Origin of the sequence: Bacillus sp. MAG717A (assembly GCF_036884855.1) — a bacterium.
GTDB lineage: Bacteria > Bacillota > Bacilli > Bacillales > Bacillaceae > Bacillus > Bacillus safensis.
Window position 1 is genome coordinate 2,631,872 of the sequence record NZ_CP145733.1, and the last position, 19,015, is coordinate 2,650,886.

A 19,015-nucleotide genomic window follows, 5' to 3' on the forward strand; every position below is an offset into this window, starting at 1 on the left:
ATTAAGGGAGTAGAAAATTATGGAATTTAAAAATCAAGTATACGGTATTATTGCAGAGGTTTGTCAGGACGACGTTGTGAAAGAAAATCCAGAGATTGCGATTTTTGAAGAAGGTCTTCTTGATTCATTTGGTACAGTAGAACTGCTTATGGCAATTGAAAGTCAACTCGGAATCACTGTTCCGATTACAGAATTCGATCGTGATGTGTGGGATACGCCGAATCATATTGCTGAGCAGCTGGCAGAGATGAAGTAATGAAAAAGCGTTTTTTTGGGCCGCTTATTTTAGCGGCTGTTCTATTCATTGGTGTTCTTCTTGTACCAAATGCATGGCTCTCACACCTGATCCCAAAAGACAAATTACAAAAGTCAGCCACAGAATTAGATCCAGGGATGTTTCAAGGGCTTTATTTACAAGATGAAATGCTAAAAGATCCAACTTATTTGCCGATCTATGGATCTTCTGAACTATCACGTTTTGATCCATATCACCCTTCGAATTTCTTTCATGAGAATCCTCAAGGGTTTACACCTTATCTTATTGGAAAAGGTGGATCGCAATCATTAATTCATGCGATGAACTTTGCAGCGCATATGGATGAATTAAAAGGGAAGAAGCTTGTATTTATCGTGTCCCCGCAGTGGTTTGTGAAATGGGGATCTGACGAGAATCACTTTGCCCCTAACTATTCAGCGCTTCAAGCGCTGAATCTCGCCTATAATAAAGAAATTGATCCAACTGTGAAAAAAGAGCTCATCAAAAGAATCATGAAGTTTAAAGCAGTCAAAAACGACATGGTGATCACAGAGCTTTTTAAAGCAGAGCTATCTGGAAACAAGTTCGCTTATGGCGCTATTTCTCCAATTGCGAAAATGTATTATGGTATGCTTCAAAAGAAAGACATGTACTATACGATTGGATCGGGGCATGAGCGCAAGCTTCAACCGTCTCCTTCAGTCAAAGGAAAAACATGGGCTGAGCTTGAAAAAGAAGCGAGCATTTTTGGTGCGGAAAGAGCAGGGGACAACCCGTTTTATATTAATCAAAAACTGTTTGACCGTAAACTGAAACCGATCATGAAGAAGATGAAGGATTCCCGTGAAGGTCATTCTTATGCCGAATCACCAGAATATAAAGATTTTCAAATCATGCTGGATATTTTAAAACAGGCAGGGGCAAAGCCTTTGTTTGTAACGATTCCTGTCAACGGAAAGTGGTATGATTACACTGGTTTTCCTAAAGAAGGCCGTACAGGTTATTATGAAAAAATCAATCGTCAAATTCGAGATAATGGGTATGAAGTCGCAGATTTGACTAAGCATGAGTACGATCCATACTTCTTTAAAGATACGATTCATGTGTCTTATAAAGGATGGGTTTACATCGATAAGGCAATTGAAAAGTTTTACAAAGAGCAGTAGAATGCAGCAGCTTTCTGCTGCTTTTTGTTTGTCGAATCAGCGGATATCTTGTATAACTGAGGGAAAAGGGCTATGCTGTAGATGGAGGCGATATGATGAATCGTTCTGAGAAAAAAGAACTATTAAAGCGTTCGAAGAAGCATTTTAATGATCATGCCTTTTGGGAAAAGCTAAAAAAGACGGCACAAAAAGCTGGTGTCTCTCTTGTCTATGCTGTGCTATTACTTTACTATACATTGCAAAAACCCGAAGTGCCGGTTAAAGCAAAGACCTTGATTATTGGAGCACTCGGCTATTTTATCCTTCCGCTTGATCTCATTCCGGATACATTAATTGGTGTCGGCTATACAGATGATTTAGGAGCCATTACATTTGCTTTGCTGCAAGTAGCAATGTACATTGATGATGATGTGAAAGGGAAAGCAAAAGACAGGCTGTCAAAATGGTTCGGCGAAAAAACCGATACGTCTTTAATTGATCAAAAGCTTGAGGATGGCGGTATGCCGTCTGCATAAAGAAAAAGCCTCCGTTATTGGAGGCTTTAGCGTGTAGACAAACCCTCGCATTCGCCCGCAGGTCTGCGCTCCAGTGCTCACGAATGTTTCAATTCGCTCCGCTCCGGTGCTCGTCCTTTCTAGACTGCAAAGGTTTTCTATCACGCTGAAAAGAAGACAAAGGGCTAAAATGAAAATCATTTTAGCCCTTTGTCAACAATCTGAAGCCTCCGTTATTGGAGGCTTTTTTCTTTACCCTAAAAATTTCACGCAAACTGGATGAGGGACGGTAATGTCTGATTGTAAGACAGTGAGTCGTCCTGTTTCTTTGTCGCGTTTGTATAACACGAGATTGCTAGATTCTTGGTTTGAACCGACGAGGAATTCTTCTGTTGGATCAAGCACAAAATCTCTAGGCCAGTTTCCTTCAGAAGAAGCAATCTCGACTAGGCTTAATTGGCCGTTAGCGTCTGCTTTAAAAATCGCAATGCTGTCATGACCGCGATTTCCTGCATAAACAAATTGTCCGTCTGAAGAGACATGAATGGCACTGCCTTGATTGTTCTCTGTAAAATCGCTTGGAATGGTCGCGATTGTTTGGATCTCTTCAAAATGACCATCTTCAAAGTAACGAAGCACAATGACCTCTGAGCTTAGCTCTGTCATGACATATGCCACAGGTTTCGTTGGGTGGAATGTGATATGACGAGGTCCGCTGCCTGGCTTTGTTTCAAATGTATGAGCAAGCTCAAGTTTGCCGTCTTCTTTCTTATACGTATAAATTCCATCTGTTCCAAGGTCAACAGCCACAGCAAATTGTTCATCTGGCGTGAGACCCATAAAGTGAGTGTGCGGTTTTTCCTGACGATCTTCGTTAGGGCCAGTTCCTTCATGCTGCGCCTGTGAGAGCGTGCGGATCACTGAGCCATTTTCAGCATCGATCTCATACATCTCTGCTGTCCCTTTATGATAGTTTGCTGTATACGCCGTTTTCGTTTGACTGTCCACGCTGACGTGACAAGGAGAAGCTCCATCGGCAAGCTCTTGGTTGATGAAGAGAAGTCTGCCTGTTGTTGAATCAATTTGATACGCAGCAAGGCCGCCCTGTGATCCTTTTTTCACAACAGCATAAACAAACTTTTGATCCTCTGACACGGTTAAATATGTAGGATTTTCAAGCTCAGCAGCGACTTCTACTTGCTCAATCTGCTGCTTGTCCGTATTTAAAGTAAACGTATAAACGCCTTTACTGTCTCCCTTTGTATAAGTACCGATATAACCTCTGATGTTAGCCATGTATTGCCCTCCTTCTATTAGATGCTCTCATTCTATCATAAATTCATAGGAAAACGCTTTAGAAAGGCATGCCAAAAGAAAAAACGAAGTCAATGAAATCTCACAATATTCATCAAAAATCATGTGAAAAAATATCACAAAAGTTTTCTCAAAAGAAAACCGTTCATGTAAAGTAAATAAATTGAAGAAAAAATACAAAAAATTTTAAGTTTTTGCATTCCTTGTCTAGCAAAGGTGTAAGCGTATACATTTAATTTTGATTAGTCTAAATTGTCTAATAATTTTAAAAATGCTGTTGACACTGTATGGAAAGCGGCGTAAGATGGGTTCAACAAAAGCTAAACAAACACGCAGTGCAAGCGATTGACACTTCAACATAAAGTGTCTGAAAATTCAACTACTTTTTGTTTGAAAGAGAGGGTGCTCACTGAAAATGGAAGACCAAAAGGAACAGTGGATCTTTTTAAACGATGAACTCGTGAAAAAAGAGGATGCGAAAATTTCAGTTTACGATCATGGCTTTTTATATGGCGACGGTGTTTTCGAAGGGATTCGCGTGTATAACGGAAATATCTTTCGAATGAAAGAACATTTAGACCGCCTGTATGATTCCGCCAGATCCATTATGCTGAACATTCCATATTCACTTGAGGAACTCACGGAAAAAATGATTCATACAGTTGAAAGGAACGGCCTAAAGGATGCCTATATCCGCCTTGTTGTCTCAAGAGGAGCGGGTGATCTTGGATTAGATCCTAACAACTGCGGGAGAGCCAACACAGTGATCATTGTAGAGCCGCTGGCCATTTTTCCAAAGCACCTATATGAAACGGGTATTGACATTGTGACGGTTCCAACAAGACGAAATCGTCCAGATGTCCTTAGCCCAAAAGTGAAATCATTAAACTATTTGAATAACATTCTTGTCCGAATCGAAGCCCATATGGCCGGTGTGAGTGAAGCGCTGATGCTGAACGATCAAGGGTACGTGGCGGAAGGTTCTGCAGACAACGTGTTTATTTATAAAAAAGGCAAGCTTTATACACCGCCAGGTTATATCGGCGCACTTGAAGGCATCACAAGAAATGCCATCATGGAAATTGCAGAAGACTTAGGCTACGAAGTGAAAGAAGAACCTTTCACAAGACATGATGTGTATACTGCAGAAGAAGTATTTCTAACAGGAACCGCAGCCGAAGTCATCGCCGTTGTCAAAGTTGACGGCCGTACAATCGGTGAAGGGAAACCTGGGTTCCACACAAACAAACTTCTTGAACAATTCCGCAAGCGAGTAGTTGAAGAAGGAGAAAAAGTCGTTTTTACAGATGAAAACATTCATGCAAGTTAAATAGATATCGATAAACGTTGAAGAGGACTAGTAGCTTTAGAGTCAGTATCTACAGAGAGCCGGTGCTAGCTGGAAACCGGTGTTACTTTCTAAAGTGAACTCACCTCTGAGTGTCTGCTTGAAATGATAGTAGGGCAGACCGAGTGACATTGCTCACTCGTTACCAAAATGGACGAAAGATGTCCATGAGACGGCAGCAGGATTGCCGTGAACAAGGGTGGTACCGCGAAAAACAAAGCTTTTTCGCCCCTTTGACCTAGTGAAAAGTAGTGTCATTGTGGGGTGAGAAGGCTTTTTTATATGGTCTCATATCTCTATCTTGAATGGAAAAGGGTGAAAGGACTTGACTGAAGCAAGACAAAGAGGAGGAAATCAAATGGGGACAAATGTACAAATGGAGACGGAAAAATCAAAAGCACCACAAACGATGAACGGTGCACTCATGTTAATTGAAGCACTCAAAAGAGAAAAAGTAGAAGTCATTTTCGGCTATCCGGGCGGAGCAGTTTTGCCAATCTACGATAAAATTTACGATTCTGGTTTATTTCATGTCCTGCCAAGACATGAGCAGGGAGCGATTCACGCAGCAGAAGGATATGCAAGAGTATCTGGTAAACCGGGTGTGGTCATTGCCACATCAGGACCTGGAGCGACAAACCTTGTCACAGGAATTGCAGATGCAATGATTGATTCACTTCCCCTAGTTGTATTCACAGGGCAGGTGGCAACGTCAGTCATCGGATCGGATGCTTTCCAAGAAGCAGATGTACTCGGCATCACAATGCCAATTACAAAGCACAGCTACCAGGTGAGAAATCCGGAGGAATTACCGGGTGTCATCAAAGAGGCATTCCATATTGCAACAACAGGCAGACCTGGTCCAGTATTGATCGATATTCCAAAAGATGTCGCAGGCATTGAAGGAACGTTTGAATATGACCAGCCAATTGATTTACCTGGTTATCAGCCAAAAGTAGAGCCGAACTATTTGCAAATTCGCAAATTAGTAGAAGCTGTCAGCAGAGCGAAAAAACCAGTCATTCTAGCAGGAGCCGGCGTTCTTCATGGCAAAGCATCTGAAGAATTAAGACAGTATGTAGAGCAGCAGCAAATCCCAGTCGCTCATACATTGCTTGGACTTGGCGGATTCCCGGCAAAGCATCCTCTTTTCCTAGGGATGGCTGGTATGCATGGCACATATGCAGCAAACATGGCTCTTCATCAATGTGACCTGCTCATTTCAATCGGAGCAAGATTTGATGATAGGGTAACAGGCAACCTCAATCATTTTGCGAAACATGCGAAGGTCGCTCATATTGACATCGACCCAGCGGAAATTGGTAAGAACATTCATACCCATATCCCGGTTGTTGGAGACAGTAAGCTCGTTCTTGAAGAGCTGATCAAGCAAGACGGGAAGCAAGGGGAATCAGACGAATGGAAAAATCAATTAGATCAGTGGAAGGAAGAATATCCACTCTGGTACGTTGAAAACGAAGCTGAAGGTTTTAAACCTCAAAAGCTGATTGAATACATTCATCAATTCACAAAAGGTGAAGCCATTGTCGCAACTGATGTCGGACAGCATCAAATGTGGGCGGCACAGTTCTATCCATTTGAAAATGCAGATAAGTGGGTCACATCTGGAGGTCTTGGCACAATGGGCTTCGGATTACCAGCAGCCATCGGCGCCCAGCTTGCTGATCAAGAGGCAACCGTTGTAGCGATTTTAGGAGACGGAGGTTTCCAAATGACCCTGCAAGAACTTGCCGTTATCCGTGAGCTGAACCTTCCAGTCAAAGTGATTGTACTCAATAATCACAGCCTTGGAATGGTAAGACAATGGCAAGAAATTTTCTACGAAGAACGCTACTCACATTCTAAATTTTCAGAGCAGCCAGACTTCGTAAAATTATCTGAAGCTTATGGCATTAAAGGGATCAGAATCTCATCAGACGAAGAGGCGAAAGAAAAACTCGAAGAAGCCTTAACCTCTAGAGAGCCTGTTTTCATCGATGTCAATGTAGCGAGAGATGAAAAAGTATTCCCGATGGTAGCACCGGGGAAAGGACTTCATGAGATGGTGGGGGTGAAACCTTGAAAAGAATTATTGTGTTGACTGTATTAAATCGATCAGGCGTACTGAACAGAATCACAGGCCTCTTTACCAAAAGACACTACAACATTGAAAGCATTACGGTCGGCCATTCTGAGATTCAAGATGTATCACGCATCACGTTCGTCGTCCATGTAGACCAGGAGAAAGACATCGAACAGCTGACAAAACAGCTGAACAAACAAATCGATGTTTTGAAAGTAACAGACATTACAAACCAATCAATCGTTCAGCGAGAGCTGGCTTTGATAAAAGTCGTATCTGCACCGGCATCTAGAATGGAGATCACAGGGGTCATTGAACCTTTTAGAGCTTCTATTGTAGATGTGAGCAGAGAAAGTGTCGTCATTCAGGTGACAGGTGAGTCTTCAAAAATTGAAGCACTCATTGAATTACTTAAGCCATACGGCATTAAAGAAGTCGCCAGAACTGGCACTACGGCCTTTGCAAGAGATAATCAGCAAAAGCCGCAAACAAATAAAACAATTTCAATTGTCTAAACAAAAGGAGAGAGTCAAATGGTAAAAGTATATTATAACGGTGATATTCAAGAAAACGTATTAAATGGTCAAAAGGTAGCAATCATTGGTTACGGTTCACAAGGTCATGCACATGCATTGAACTTAAAAGAAAGCGGCGTAGATGTGATCGTCGGCGTAAGAAAAGGCGGATCTTATACAAAAGCACAAGAAGACGGCCATCAAGTATTCACAGTTAAAGAAGCAGCAGCACAAGCAGATGTCGTCATGGTACTACTTCCAGATGAGCAGCAAAAGAAAGTATATGATGAAGAAATCAAAGATCAATTAGAAGCTGGCAACTCACTTGTATTCGCACACGGATTTAACGTCCACTTCCATCAAATTGTTCCTCCAAGTGACGTAGACGTGTATCTAGTAGCTCCAAAAGGTCCAGGACATCTTGTGAGAAGAACGTATGAGCAAGGCGCTGGTGTACCTGCCCTATTTGCTATCTATCAAGATGTATCTGGCCAAGCGAAAGACAAAGCACTTGCTTATGCGAAAGCGATCGGCGGAGCAAGAGCTGGCGTTCTTGAAACAACATTTAAAGAAGAAACAGAAACGGATCTTTTCGGTGAGCAGGCAGTTCTTTGTGGAGGTCTTACTTCACTAGTGAAAGCAGGTTTCGAAACGTTAACAGAAGCTGGTTATCAGCCAGAGCTTGCATACTTCGAGTGTCTGCATGAACTGAAATTAATCGTTGACCTTATGTATGAAGAAGGATTAGAAGGCATGAGATATTCAATCTCTGATACAGCACAATGGGGTGACTTCGTATCAGGACCACGCGTTGTAGATGCAAAAGTAAAAGAATCGATGAAAGCTGTTTTGACTGATATCCAAAACGGAACTTTTGCAAAAGAATGGATCGTTGAAAACCAAGTGAATCGTCCACGTTTCAATGCAATCAATGCAAATGAAAATGAGCACCAAATTGAAATCGTTGGTAGAAAGCTTCGTGAAATGATGCCTTTCGTTAAACAAGGAAAGAAAAAGGAAGCGGTGAGCGTCGGTGCGGAAAATTAATTTTTTTGACACAACACTTCGAGATGGAGAGCAATCACCAGGAGTGAACTTAAATGCACAAGAAAAGCTAATCATTGCAAAGCAGCTTGAGCGCCTTGGGGTTAATATCATTGAAGCGGGTTTTCCCGCTTCATCCCGAGGGGATTTTTTAGGCGTACAAGAAATAGCAAGAACGATTAAAAACTGTTCTGTTGCTGGTCTTGCACGATGTGTGAAAGGTGACATTGATGCTGCATGGGAAGCATTAAAAGATGGAGTGGAGCCAAGGCTTCATGTCTTTATTGCTACTTCTGACATTCACCTGAAGCATAAACTAAAGAAAACACGTGAAGAAGTCGTAGAACAGGCTGTTGCAATGGTGAAATATGCGAAAGAACGTTTTCCAGTTGTCCAGTGGTCAGCAGAAGATGCGTGCCGTACAGATCTTGCTTTCTTGGCAGAAATTGTAGAAAAGGTCATTGACGCTGGGGCGAGTGTCATTAACTTGCCAGATACAGTTGGATACCTAGCGCCAAAAGAGTACGGGAATATCTTTAAATATATGAAGGAACACGTTCCGAATATCGACCGAGTTAACTTGTCCGCTCACTGTCACGATGATCTAGGAATGGCTGTGGCAAACTCACTTGCTGCCATTGAAAATGGAGCAGATCAAATTGAAACGGCTGTCAACGGAATTGGCGAGCGCGCTGGAAATGCCGCGTTAGAAGAAATTGCAGTAGCTCTTCATATTCGAAAAGACTTTTACCAGGTCGAATCAACGATTCAATTGAATGAAATTAAGCGTACAAGTGATGTAGTGAGCAAATACTCAGGAATGATTGTGCCGCGTAATAAAGCAGTCGTTGGAAACAACGCTTTTGCACATGAATCAGGTATTCACCAAGATGGTTTCCTCAAAGAAAAAACAACCTATGAAATTATTTCTCCAGAGCTTGTCGGTGTGACAACAGATGTGCTTGTCCTTGGAAAACACTCCGGAAGACACGCGTTTAAAGATCGCATGAAAACACTAGGTTTTAAACTAACGGAAGATGAAATCAATAAATTCTTTGAGACTTTCAAGAACTTGACAGAGAAGAAGAAAGAGATTACAGATGATGATTTGATCTCTATTATATTAGAAGAAAAAGTAGCAGATCGAAAAATTGGCTACGAATTTGAAAGTCTGCAAGTGCATTATGGAACAGAACAAATGCCAACAGCAACAGTTTCTCTAAAAAACCAAGAAACACAGGCAGTCATTCAAGAAGCAGCTACGGGTGCAGGCAGTGTAGAGGCTGTGTACAACACGCTTGAGCGCTGTATGGAGGAAAGAATTCATTTGCTGGACTACCGCATTCAATCAAATGGAAAAGGCAGAGATGCACTAGCAGAAGTATATGTCACTGTTTCAATAGAAGGAAAAGAAACAGCAGGACGCGGTGTAGCGCAAGATGTGCTTGAAGCATCGGCGAAAGCTTACGTCAATGCAGTGAACAGACATTTAATCTTCAAATCAAATCTAATTGAAATTGAGAAACATCACGCGATCTCATAGGAAAGGAGGAAGGTTCTCATGAAAAAGAAAATTGCACTTTTGCCCGGCGATGGAATCGGACCGGAAGTCGTGACATCTGCAGTCGCTGTCCTTCAAGAGACAGCGGCTCAATTTCAGCACGAATTCGAATTTGAAACTGCGCTCATTGGCGGTATCGCAATAGATGAAAAAAACAATCCGCTTCCAAAGGAAACAGTAGATGTATGCAAAAGCGCTGATGCGATTTTATTAGGAGCAGTCGGCGGACCAAAGTGGGATCAAAACCCGCCAGAGCTTCGTCCGGAAAAAGGCTTGCTCGCCATTCGTAAACAGCTGGACTTATTTGCTAACATCCGCCCTGTAAAGGTGTTCGATAGCTTAAGCGAGGCATCTCCATTAAAACAGGATCACATTAACGGAGTCGATTTCGTCATCGTTCGTGAATTAACAGGCGGTCTCTATTTTGGTGAACCAAGCGAACGCTATACAGATGATGAAGGAAAAGAAGCTGCCGTTGATACGCTCCTTTATACAAAGGAAGAAATTGTCCGCGTATTAAAAGAAGCGTTCGATATGGCCTTAACGAGACGGAAAAAAGTGACGTCTGTGGATAAAGCGAATGTTCTTGCTTCTAGTAAACTATGGCGGGATGCAGTAGAAGAAGTTGCTTCTCAATATCCAGAAGTTGAATTTGAGCATATGCTCGTCGACAATGCGGCCATGCAGCTGATTTACAAGCCTGCTCAATTTGATGTCATTGTGACTGAGAATATGTTCGGCGACATTTTAAGTGACGAAGCTTCGATGATTACTGGATCACTCGGCATGCTGCCATCTGCTAGTTTATCAAGCACAGGCCTTCATTTATATGAGCCAATTCATGGTTCAGCACCCGATATTGCGGGGCAAAACGTTGCAAACCCTCTGGCAACCATTTTATCAGCAGCAAGCTTGCTTAGAACATCCTTTGCATTAGAAGAAGAAGCGGCTGCAATAGAAGACGCTGTGGAAGCTGTTCTTGCCTCTGGCAAACGAACAAAAGATTTAGCAGCAAAAGAGGGAACATATCAAACGACTGAAGAAATCACTAATGCGGTTGTAGACGCACTCAAGCAGCGCGTGCAAACCATTGTATAAATAGAATCTTGTGGAATTAGATAGAGGGAGGAAAAGGGTTATGCCTCGAACAATCATCGAAAAAATATGGGATCAGCATATAGTCAAAAGCGGCGAGGGGAAACCAGACCTTTTATATATTGATCTGCACTTGGTGCATGAAGTGACATCACCTCAAGCATTTGAAGGATTAAGACAAAAAGGGCGCAAGGTGAGAAGACCTCAAAACACGTTTGCGACGATGGATCACAACATCCCAACTGTGAATCGATTTGTGATTAAAGATGAGATTGCTAAAAAGCAAGTGAGTGCCTTAGAGCGCAACTGTGCGGAATTTGGCGTTCGTCTTGCTGATCTCCACAGTGTTGACCAGGGGATCGTCCATGTCGTTGGACCGGAGCTTGGATTGACACTTCCGGGGAAAACAATCGTTTGTGGAGATAGTCATACATCAACTCACGGCGCGTTTGGTGCACTTGCCTTTGGGATCGGTACAAGTGAGGTTGAACATGTACTTTCTACACAAACACTTTGGCAGCAGCGTCCGAAAACGCTAGAAATTAGAGTAGACGGAAAGCTGCAAAAAGGGGTAACCGCCAAAGATGTCATTTTAGCCGTCATTGGTGCACACGGCGTGAAGTTCGGTTCAGGTTATGTCATTGAATACACTGGGGAAGTATTCAGAAACATGACGATGGATGAGCGGATGACTGTTTGTAATATGTCGATTGAAGCAGGCGCGAGAGCAGGATTGATTGCACCTGATGAAGTCACCTTCGAATATTGCCGCGGCCGCAAATATGCACCGCAGGGCGAAGATTTCGAAGCAGCTATTAAAGAATGGGAAGAACTTAGAACAGATCCAGGTGCAACCTACGATAAAACCATTGTGTTAGATGGAAATAAGATTTCACCAATGGTTACGTGGGGAATTAACCCAGGAATGGTACTGCCTGTGGATGCATCAATTCCAGGACCTGAGGACTTTGCACAAGAAGATGATCAAAAAGAAGCGATTCGTGCTTACGAATACATGGGAGTCCATCCGCATCAGCGTATAGAAGATATTACGATTGAGCATGTCTTTATCGGCTCATGTACGAACTCAAGAATGACTGATTTACGCCAAGCCGCTTCTATGATTGAAGGACAAAAAGTAGCAGATCATGTCAGAGCGATTGTGGTGCCTGGCTCTCAAAGTGTCAAATTGCAAGCAGAAAAAGAAGGTCTTCATGAAATCTTCCTTGAAGCAGGATTTGAATGGAGAGAATCAGGCTGCAGTATGTGCCTTAGTATGAATAACGATGTGGTACCGGAGGGCGAACGCTGCGCGTCCACATCAAACCGTAACTTTGAAGGGCGTCAAGGGAAAGGTGCGAGAACGCATCTTGTCAGCCCGGCAATGGCTGCAATGGCTGCGATACATGGCCGATTTGTCGATGTCAGGAAGTTTAATCAAGAGAAAACAGTCGTGTAAGGAGTTGTCATAGATGGAGCCTTTAGTCACTCATAAAGGGAAAGCCGCTGTGCTTAACCGTATCAATGTAGATACAGATCAAATTATTCCGAAGCAATTTTTAAAAAGAATCGAACGAACAGGATATGGCCGCTTTGCCTTTTTCGACTGGCGTTATTTAGCCGATGGCAGCCCAAATCCAGATTTCGAACTGAATCAGCCGATCTATGAAGGAGCATCGATTTTGATCGCAGGAGAAAACTTTGGCTGCGGATCATCTAGGGAACATGCTCCTTGGGCGCTTGATGATTATGGCTTTAAAATTGTCATCGCACCATCATTCGCAGATATATTTCATCAAAACTGCTTTAAAAATGGGATGCTTCCGATTCGCCTTGATTATGATGTGTGGAAAACCTTCGCAGCGTCATATGAGAACAAAGGGTATGAGATGACGGTTGATCTTGAAAAACAGCAAATAGAAGATCACGAAGGGAATATCACCCCTTTTCAAGTCGACCCTCACTGGAGAGAAATGCTCCTAAATGGTTATGATGAGATTTCATTAACATTACTACTAGAAGATGACATTCAAGCATTTGAAGAAAAGCGTAGCAACTGGCTGCGCGCTTAAGCAACGAGAAGCTGTCCGCCCGAGGTGTGACGGCTTCTTTTTTGCATGAAAACCTCTCGTTACTTGTGTTTACTAATCTTCGTTGGTAAACTGATAAAAAATATGCGCCCGAAAGGAACGTAAGCATGAAGCATGACAAGAAGAAAGATAATGTCATTTTGTTTCCTGGTCTGAAAGAAAGACTGATTGAAAAAGGAATGGCAGCATTAAAAGATAAACAGTATCAAGAGGCGCTTCACTTGTTTTCAGAAGCAAAATCGTATGATGACGATGAAGAATCCGATATTCACCTCGGAATGGCCATTTGTTTTCTGGAGCTGGGTGAGCTGCAGGATGCAAAGCGTGTTTGTGAAAAAATGCTGCATGAAGGATATGGCCACTATTTCACTGTGCTCCAAGTGTATATGACGATCTTAATTCAGCTGAAAGAATATGAAGAAGTCAAACAGACGATTGAGGCTGTGCTCGAGGAAAACCATCTTCCGGCAGAAAGCGCGGAGCATTTTTACAAGCTGCTCGAATTTAGTAGAAAAATGATTGAATCACCTGAAGAGATTTTAGATGAAGATGAGGACGCCGGAAGTGAGGTCAACATAGATGACATGCTGAAGCGGCCGGAAGAACAGGTTCAGTTCATCCATTCATTGAAAGACCGGAATATTACACCGCACATGGGTCTATTAAATACAATCTTACAAAATCCTGATGGGAACCCTTTGGTCAAATCAATGATCCTGCAGCTTCTGGCAGATCATGATGTGGCAAAGCCGGTTCATGTGACAAAATTCGGTGATTCTTTAACACTTATTCCTTCTGAGGCTGTAAAGCCAGAGCAGATGCCGCTTCTTCAGCAAGTCCTTCGTATGCTCGACGACACGCTCGGCAATGAGAACCCAACCCTTTACCAAGGCGTGGAAGAGCTGTGGCGCCGGCACTTATTTGTGCTGTATCCATTTCTACCTAAGTACACAGATCCGAGTCTTTGGGCAGCGGCACTTCATAAAGTCGGCTATGAAATGCATGGGATCGAGATTGAACTCGAAGAATTGCATCTATTGTATGAATTTAACGAACGAGAGCTGAGAGAAGCTTGCACAATGCTGAAAGATATTGAAGAAATTTCTTATTTGTAATTTGTCGATTTAGTTGAAAGACGGACTTGTTATGTTATAATATAATGGTTGTATTTGTGCATATATAGTGCAGTTGTCAGATTCCAACGGTTGAAAGACGATATGTATAATCAAGTCAAATGTTGTATACATAATGCAAGCTTCTTAGCGGAGTGCGTGGTTTTTGATTGGACGAAGTCTTTATGATGCTTTAGAATGGAGCAACGCACAATCTGAATAGATTTTTGGAGGGAAACACACATGTCAGTAAAATGGGAAAAACAAGAAGGTAACGAAGGCGTTCTAACTGTAGAAGTTGACGCTGAAACATTTAACAAAGCACTTGATGATGCATTTAAGAAAGTGGTTAAGCAAGTATCAATCCCTGGATTCCGTAAAGGGAAAGTACCACGTGGTCTTTTCGAGCAGCGTTTTGGTGTAGAATCTCTTTATCAAGATGCATTAGATATTCTTCTTCCAGTTGAATATCCAAAAGCAATCGACGAAGCTGGTATCGAGCCAGTTGACCGCCCTGAAATCGATGTTGAGAAAATCGAAAAAGGCGAAAGCTTAATCTTCACTGCAAAAGTAACAGTGAAGCCTGAAGTAAAACTTGGTGACTACAAAGGTCTTAACGTAGAAAAAGACGACACAGCTGTTACTGATGAAGATGTACAAGAAGAGCTTAAAGGCATGCAAAACCGTCAAGCTGAGCTTGTTGTCAAAGAAGAAGGCGCAATCGAAAACGGCGATACAGTTGTTCTTGATTTCGAAGGATTCGTTGATGGAGAAGCATTCGAAGGCGGAAAAGCTGAGAACTACTCTCTTGAAGTAGGTTCTGGTTCATTCATCCCTGGTTTCGAAGAGCAATTAGTTGGTCTTGAAGCTGGCGCTGAAAAAGACGTAGAAGTTACATTCCCAGAAGAATACCATGCTGAAGACCTTGCAGGTAAACCAGCTGTATTCAAAGTGAAAATTCATGAAATCAAAGCAAAAGAACTTCCAGCACTTGACGATGAGTTCGCTAAAGATGTTGATGAAGAAGTAGAAACACTTGCTGAGTTAACTGAAAAAACGAAGAAACGTCTTGAAGAAGCAAAAGAAAACGAAGCAGAAGGAAAACTTCGTGAAGAGCTAGTTGCGAAAGCTTCTGAAAATGCGGAAGTTGACATCCCACAAGCGATGGTTGACACAGAGCTAGACCGCATGATGAAAGAATTCGAACAACGTCTTCAAATGCAAGGAATGAACCTTGAGCTTTACTTCCAATTCTCTGGACAAGATGAAGATGCGCTTAAAGAGCAAATGAAAGAAGATGCTGCTAAACGCGTAAAATCTAACCTAACACTTGAAGCAATTGCTGCTGCAGAAAACTTACAAGTGTCTGACGAAGAAGTGGAAGAAGAACTTTCAAAAATGGCTGAAGCATACAACATGCCAATTGAAAATATCAAACAAGCGATCGGATCTACTGAAGCAATGAAAGAAGATCTAAAAGTTCGTAAAGCAATTGATTTTCTTGTAGAAAACCGTTAATATGGTGCATAATAATAAAACAGGGCGCGAGTGACTCGTGCCTTGTTTTGTACAATTTTTGACTTATCATCGCTTCTTTTGGAAACGATAGTGTAAGTCGCATCTTTCTGTCATACATATCTCAATGTGCAGTGTTAGAAACACATCGTTACCGTCTTTTAGGAAAGTATGGTAAAATGCATACATACTGGACCCAGAAAGGTAGCTGACTGTTAGCTACAGGCAAGTGAAGAAGAATAAGGGGTGAAAGAATGTTTAAATTCAACGAGGAAAAAGGTCAATTAAAATGCTCGTTTTGCGGAAAAACGCAAGATCAAGTGCGTAAACTGGTCGCAGGACCTGGCGTATATATATGTGATGAATGTATCGAGCTTTGCACGGAAATAGTTGAAGAAGAGCTCGGCACAGAGGAAGAAGTTGAATTCAAGGATGTTCCGAAGCCTCATGAAATTCGGGAGATTCTTGATGAATATGTCATCGGACAAGACAATGCGAAAAAATCCTTAGCTGTAGCGGTTTATAACCATTACAAACGGATCAATTCCAACAGCAAGATTGATGATGTTGAGCTTTCGAAAAGTAATATTTCTATGATTGGACCAACAGGAAGCGGTAAAACATTACTTGCTCAAACACTTGCTCGTATTTTAAATGTTCCATTTGCGATCGCAGATGCAACATCATTAACTGAAGCAGGTTATGTTGGTGAAGACGTAGAGAATATTTTACTAAAGCTGATCCAGGCAGCGGATTATGATGTAGAAAAAGCAGAAAAAGGCATTATCTACATCGATGAGATCGATAAAGTAGCAAGAAAATCAGAAAACCCTTCTATCACTCGTGATGTATCTGGGGAAGGTGTCCAGCAAGCCCTTTTGAAAATTCTTGAAGGAACAGTTGCTAGTGTACCGCCTCAAGGTGGACGTAAGCATCCTCATCAAGAATTCATTCAAATTGATACAACAAATATCCTCTTTATTTGTGGTGGAGCCTTTGACGGCATTGAGCAAATCATCAAACGCCGCTTAGGTCAAAAAGTAATTGGATTCGGTGCGGAAAATAAAGTCGAAGATTTTGAAAAAGAAGTCCTTCTATCAAAAGTACTGCCAGAAGACCTGCTTCGCTTCGGTTTAATTCCAGAATTCATCGGTCGTCTACCGGTTATTGCAAGCCTAGAGCCGTTAGATGAAAAAGCACTTGTAGAAATCTTGACGAAGCCTAAAAATGCGCTCGTTAAGCAATATACAAAAATGCTTGAGCTTGACGATGTTGAGCTAGAATTTGAAGAAGATGCTCTTAGCGAAATTGCGAAAAAAGCAATTGAGCGTAAAACAGGAGCTCGTGGTCTTCGCTCGATCATTGAAGGCATCATGCTTGATGTGATGTTTGACCTTCCATCTCGTGATGATATTGAAAAATGTGTCATCACTGGTGCAACGGTTGCTGATGGTGAGCCGCCGCGTCTTGTGTTAAAAGATGGCACAGTCGTCAACAAAGATACAAAAACATCTGCATAAGAGAAGTCTCACTCCTGAATCATTTTGATTCAGGAGTTTTTTATTTATCGTGGAAGACGTGTTTATTCCGTCCAGCTCTAGGAAATACTAGCAGACAGAAACCAATACATACGATAGATGAAGGAGGGAGCACCGATTGAGCTGGACAGGAATCGTATTATTTATACAGCTGTTCTTTGGTATCGTCATCGGGCTGTACTTTTGGAACTTACTACGAAATCAGCGCACACAAAAGGTGACGATAGACAAAGAATCAAAGAAAGAAATGGAAGCACTCAGAAAGATGCGGTCAATCAAGCTGAGTGAGCCTTTATCAGAGAGAGTCCGGCCAAAGGGATTTCAAGATATTGTAGGGCAGGAAGACGGGATTCGTGCTCTAAAAGCAGCGCTGTGCGGACCGAATCCTCAGCATGTCATTGTCTACGGCCCACCGGGGGTTGGAAAAACAGCCGCTGCTCGTCTTGTCATGGAAGAAGCGAAACGTCATGCTGATTCACCGTTTAAGAAAGATGCGGTATTTGTGGAGCTCGATGCCACAACCGCAAGATTCGATGAACGGGGCATCGCAGACCCACTCATTGGTTCCGTGCATGACCCGATTTACCAAGGGGCGGGAGCGATGGGACAGGCAGGCATTCCGCAGCCAAAACAAGGAGCCGTTACACATGCTCATGGCGGGGTTCTGTTTATTGATGAAATTGGTGAACTGCATCCGATCCAAATGAACAAAATGCTCAAAGTCCTTGAAGATCGGAAAGTATTTTTAGACAGTGCCTACTACAGTGAGGAAAACACCCAAATTCCGAATCACATCCACGATATATTTCAAAATGGGCTTCCGGCTGATTTCCGGTTGATTGGTGCTACGACAAGAACACCTGAAGAAATTCCACCAGCCATTCGCTCAAGGTGTTTGGAAATTTTCTTTAAGGACCTTGACCAGCATGAACTGAAAATTGTTGCTGCTAAGGCTGTCCAAAAAATCCAAAAGGAATTAAGTGATGAAGGGCTGAACCTGTTAACCTCTTATGTAAAAAATGGCCGTGAAGCAGTCAATATGGTGCAGATCGCCGCTGGAATGGCCGTCACGGAAAACCGAAAAGACATCACGATCGAAGATGTCGAGTGGGTCATTCATTCAAGTCAGCTGACACCAAGATATGAACAAAAAGTACCGGAAAAGCCAAAAGTCGGGGTAGTGAATGGTCTCGCTGTCTACGGTCCAAACAGCGGTGCCCTGCTTGAGATTGAAGTGAACATATGTAAGGCGCTTGAAAAAGGCAGTATCAACATTACAGGCATTGCAGAAGAAGAAAGCATTGGCAGTCAGTCTAAATCCATTAGACGAAAAAGTATGGCCAAAGGGTCTGTTGAAAATGTATTAACAGTGCTGAGAAACTTAGGCATTCGGACAAATGAATATGACATCCATATTAATTTTCCAGGCGGTGCCCCGATTGATGGTCCGTCTGCTGGGATTGCCATGGCGGCGGCAATTTTCTCTGCCATTCATCAAATCCCGATTGATCATCTGACAGCAATGACAGGTGAAATCGGATTGCAGGGTCAGGTGAAGCCGATCGGCGGTGTGATACCGAAGATTAAAGCGGCGAAACAAGCTGGTGCCACAACCGTGATTATTCCTTATGACAACCAGCAGTCGATCTTAAAAGAGATTGAAGGCGTCACCATTGTGCCTGTGAAGCACTTCCAAGAGGTGCTGGATCAGTGTTTGGTCAACCCGCCAGACGAGAAGAAAGATGGACTAGAAGAGGAAATGAAAAGAAAATCTGTTTAATCCCCATCACATATGGGGATTTTTTAGTGAAATAGATCTTTTTTTCTTTTTCAAGATAAAAAGAAAGGGTATACTACGGTAAGATCATCATTTCTCAAGTCTTT

The 19,015-nt window shown here is 42.4% G+C and carries 16 protein-coding genes and 1 other annotated feature; of the genes, 15 read left to right on the forward strand and 1 reads right to left on the reverse strand.

Going from position 1 to position 19,015, the window contains the following annotated elements:
- Nucleotides 1–19 precede the first annotated feature (19 nt).
- The 3 genes from dltC (at nucleotide 20) to V6Z54_RS13540 (ending at nucleotide 1,937) form a co-directional block, all read left to right on the forward strand.
- Complete coding sequence (gene dltC, locus V6Z54_RS13530; RefSeq protein WP_024423191.1) at nucleotides 20–256, forward strand: D-alanine--poly(phosphoribitol) ligase subunit 2; 237 nt, start codon at nucleotides 20–22, stop codon at nucleotides 254–256.
- Complete coding sequence (gene dltD, locus V6Z54_RS13535; protein WP_039180447.1) at nucleotides 256–1,422, forward strand: D-alanyl-lipoteichoic acid biosynthesis protein DltD; 1,167 nt, start codon at nucleotides 256–258, stop codon at nucleotides 1,420–1,422. Before dltC ends, dltD begins: the two co-directional genes overlap by 1 nt.
- 95 nt (nucleotides 1,423–1,517) lie before the next feature.
- On the forward strand, nucleotides 1,518–1,937 hold the full coding sequence (locus V6Z54_RS13540; protein WP_034279788.1) for a YkvA family protein: 420 nt from the start codon (nucleotides 1,518–1,520) through the stop codon (nucleotides 1,935–1,937).
- Between the two features lie 231 nt (nucleotides 1,938–2,168).
- Here the strand turns inward: V6Z54_RS13540 and V6Z54_RS13545 are convergent, their stop codons facing one another.
- Entirely contained in the window at nucleotides 2,169–3,212 is a 1,044-nt protein-coding gene (locus tag V6Z54_RS13545; RefSeq protein ID WP_041086492.1) for a lactonase family protein, read from the reverse strand.
- Between the two features lie 433 nt (nucleotides 3,213–3,645).
- Between V6Z54_RS13545 and ilvE the strand changes: the two genes are divergently transcribed.
- The 12 genes from ilvE to lonB all read left to right on the forward strand — a co-directional run bounded on the left by ilvE (nucleotide 3,646) and on the right by lonB (nucleotide 18,911).
- A complete protein-coding gene (gene ilvE / locus V6Z54_RS13550) occupies nucleotides 3,646–4,560 on the forward strand; it encodes a branched-chain-amino-acid transaminase (RefSeq protein ID WP_039180440.1) in 915 nt (304 codons plus the stop codon).
- Between the two features lie 8 nt (nucleotides 4,561–4,568).
- Nucleotides 4,569–4,814 (forward strand) — a binding site (T-box leader).
- Nucleotides 4,815–4,936: 122 nt separating this feature from the next.
- A complete protein-coding gene (gene ilvB / locus V6Z54_RS13555) occupies nucleotides 4,937–6,661 on the forward strand; it encodes an acetolactate synthase large subunit (RefSeq protein WP_025092480.1) in 1,725 nt (574 codons plus the stop codon).
- Nucleotides 6,658–7,176, forward strand: coding sequence for an acetolactate synthase small subunit (ilvN, locus tag V6Z54_RS13560; RefSeq protein WP_007501584.1), 519 nt, complete (start codon nucleotides 6,658–6,660; stop codon nucleotides 7,174–7,176). Before ilvB ends, ilvN begins: the two co-directional genes overlap by 4 nt.
- Nucleotides 7,177–7,194: 18 nt before the next feature.
- On the forward strand, nucleotides 7,195–8,223 hold the full coding sequence (gene ilvC / locus V6Z54_RS13565; protein WP_024423187.1) for a ketol-acid reductoisomerase: 1,029 nt from the start codon (nucleotides 7,195–7,197) through the stop codon (nucleotides 8,221–8,223).
- Entirely contained in the window at nucleotides 8,210–9,763 is a 1,554-nt protein-coding gene (locus V6Z54_RS13570; protein ID WP_039180437.1) for a 2-isopropylmalate synthase, read from the forward strand. Before ilvC ends, V6Z54_RS13570 begins: the two co-directional genes overlap by 14 nt.
- A gap of 18 nt (nucleotides 9,764–9,781) precedes the next feature.
- On the forward strand, nucleotides 9,782–10,879 hold the full coding sequence (gene leuB, locus V6Z54_RS13575; RefSeq protein WP_041086488.1) for a 3-isopropylmalate dehydrogenase: 1,098 nt from the start codon (nucleotides 9,782–9,784) through the stop codon (nucleotides 10,877–10,879).
- A gap of 40 nt (nucleotides 10,880–10,919) precedes the next feature.
- Nucleotides 10,920–12,335, forward strand: coding sequence for a 3-isopropylmalate dehydratase large subunit (leuC, locus tag V6Z54_RS13580; RefSeq protein ID WP_039180431.1), 1,416 nt, complete (start codon nucleotides 10,920–10,922; stop codon nucleotides 12,333–12,335).
- Between the two features lie 13 nt (nucleotides 12,336–12,348).
- Nucleotides 12,349–12,948: a 3-isopropylmalate dehydratase small subunit gene (gene leuD, locus V6Z54_RS13585; protein WP_047202464.1), complete on the forward strand. Its 600-nt coding sequence runs from the start codon at nucleotides 12,349–12,351 to the stop codon at nucleotides 12,946–12,948.
- Nucleotides 12,949–13,073: 125 nt separating this feature from the next.
- Nucleotides 13,074–14,081, forward strand: coding sequence for a DNA damage checkpoint antagonist DdcA (gene ddcA / locus V6Z54_RS13590; RefSeq protein ID WP_041107110.1), 1,008 nt, complete (start codon nucleotides 13,074–13,076; stop codon nucleotides 14,079–14,081).
- A 240-nt stretch (nucleotides 14,082–14,321) separates the two neighbouring features.
- Nucleotides 14,322–15,596 (forward strand): trigger factor, encoded by a 1,275-nt coding sequence (tig, locus tag V6Z54_RS13595; RefSeq protein ID WP_034279803.1) that lies wholly within the window; start codon nucleotides 14,322–14,324, stop codon nucleotides 15,594–15,596.
- A gap of 251 nt (nucleotides 15,597–15,847) precedes the next feature.
- A complete protein-coding gene (gene clpX, locus V6Z54_RS13600; RefSeq protein ID WP_338527420.1) occupies nucleotides 15,848–17,113 on the forward strand; it encodes an ATP-dependent protease ATP-binding subunit ClpX in 1,266 nt (421 codons plus the stop codon).
- A 136-nt stretch (nucleotides 17,114–17,249) separates the two neighbouring features.
- Nucleotides 17,250–18,911: an ATP-dependent protease LonB gene (gene lonB / locus V6Z54_RS13605; protein ID WP_041086484.1), complete on the forward strand. Its 1,662-nt coding sequence runs from the start codon at nucleotides 17,250–17,252 to the stop codon at nucleotides 18,909–18,911.
- Nucleotides 18,912–19,015: the final 104 nt, after the last annotated feature.

What these genes read in the sequence shown, in the direction of transcription:
- dltC (WP_024423191.1), top strand. Translation starts at nt 20, where the DNA reads ATGGAATTTAAAAATCAAGTATACGGTATTATTGCAGAGGTTTGTCAG.
- dltD (WP_039180447.1), top strand. Translation starts at nt 256, where the DNA reads ATGAAAAAGCGTTTTTTTGGGCCGCTTATTTTAGCGGCTGTTCTATTC.
- V6Z54_RS13540 (WP_034279788.1), top strand. Translation starts at nt 1,518, where the DNA reads ATGAATCGTTCTGAGAAAAAAGAACTATTAAAGCGTTCGAAGAAGCAT.
- V6Z54_RS13545 (WP_041086492.1), bottom strand. Translation starts at nt 3,212, where the DNA reads ATGGCTAACATCAGAGGTTATATCGGTACTTATACAAAGGGAGACAGT.
- ilvE (WP_039180440.1), top strand. Translation starts at nt 3,646, where the DNA reads ATGGAAGACCAAAAGGAACAGTGGATCTTTTTAAACGATGAACTCGTG.
- ilvB (WP_025092480.1), top strand. Translation starts at nt 4,937, where the DNA reads ATGGGGACAAATGTACAAATGGAGACGGAAAAATCAAAAGCACCACAA.
- ilvC (WP_024423187.1), top strand. Translation starts at nt 7,195, where the DNA reads ATGGTAAAAGTATATTATAACGGTGATATTCAAGAAAACGTATTAAAT.
- leuB (WP_041086488.1), top strand. Translation starts at nt 9,782, where the DNA reads ATGAAAAAGAAAATTGCACTTTTGCCCGGCGATGGAATCGGACCGGAA.
- leuC (WP_039180431.1), top strand. Translation starts at nt 10,920, where the DNA reads ATGCCTCGAACAATCATCGAAAAAATATGGGATCAGCATATAGTCAAA.
- leuD (WP_047202464.1), top strand. Translation starts at nt 12,349, where the DNA reads ATGGAGCCTTTAGTCACTCATAAAGGGAAAGCCGCTGTGCTTAACCGT.
- ddcA (WP_041107110.1), top strand. Translation starts at nt 13,074, where the DNA reads ATGAAGCATGACAAGAAGAAAGATAATGTCATTTTGTTTCCTGGTCTG.
- tig (WP_034279803.1), top strand. Translation starts at nt 14,322, where the DNA reads ATGTCAGTAAAATGGGAAAAACAAGAAGGTAACGAAGGCGTTCTAACT.
- clpX (WP_338527420.1), top strand. Translation starts at nt 15,848, where the DNA reads ATGTTTAAATTCAACGAGGAAAAAGGTCAATTAAAATGCTCGTTTTGC.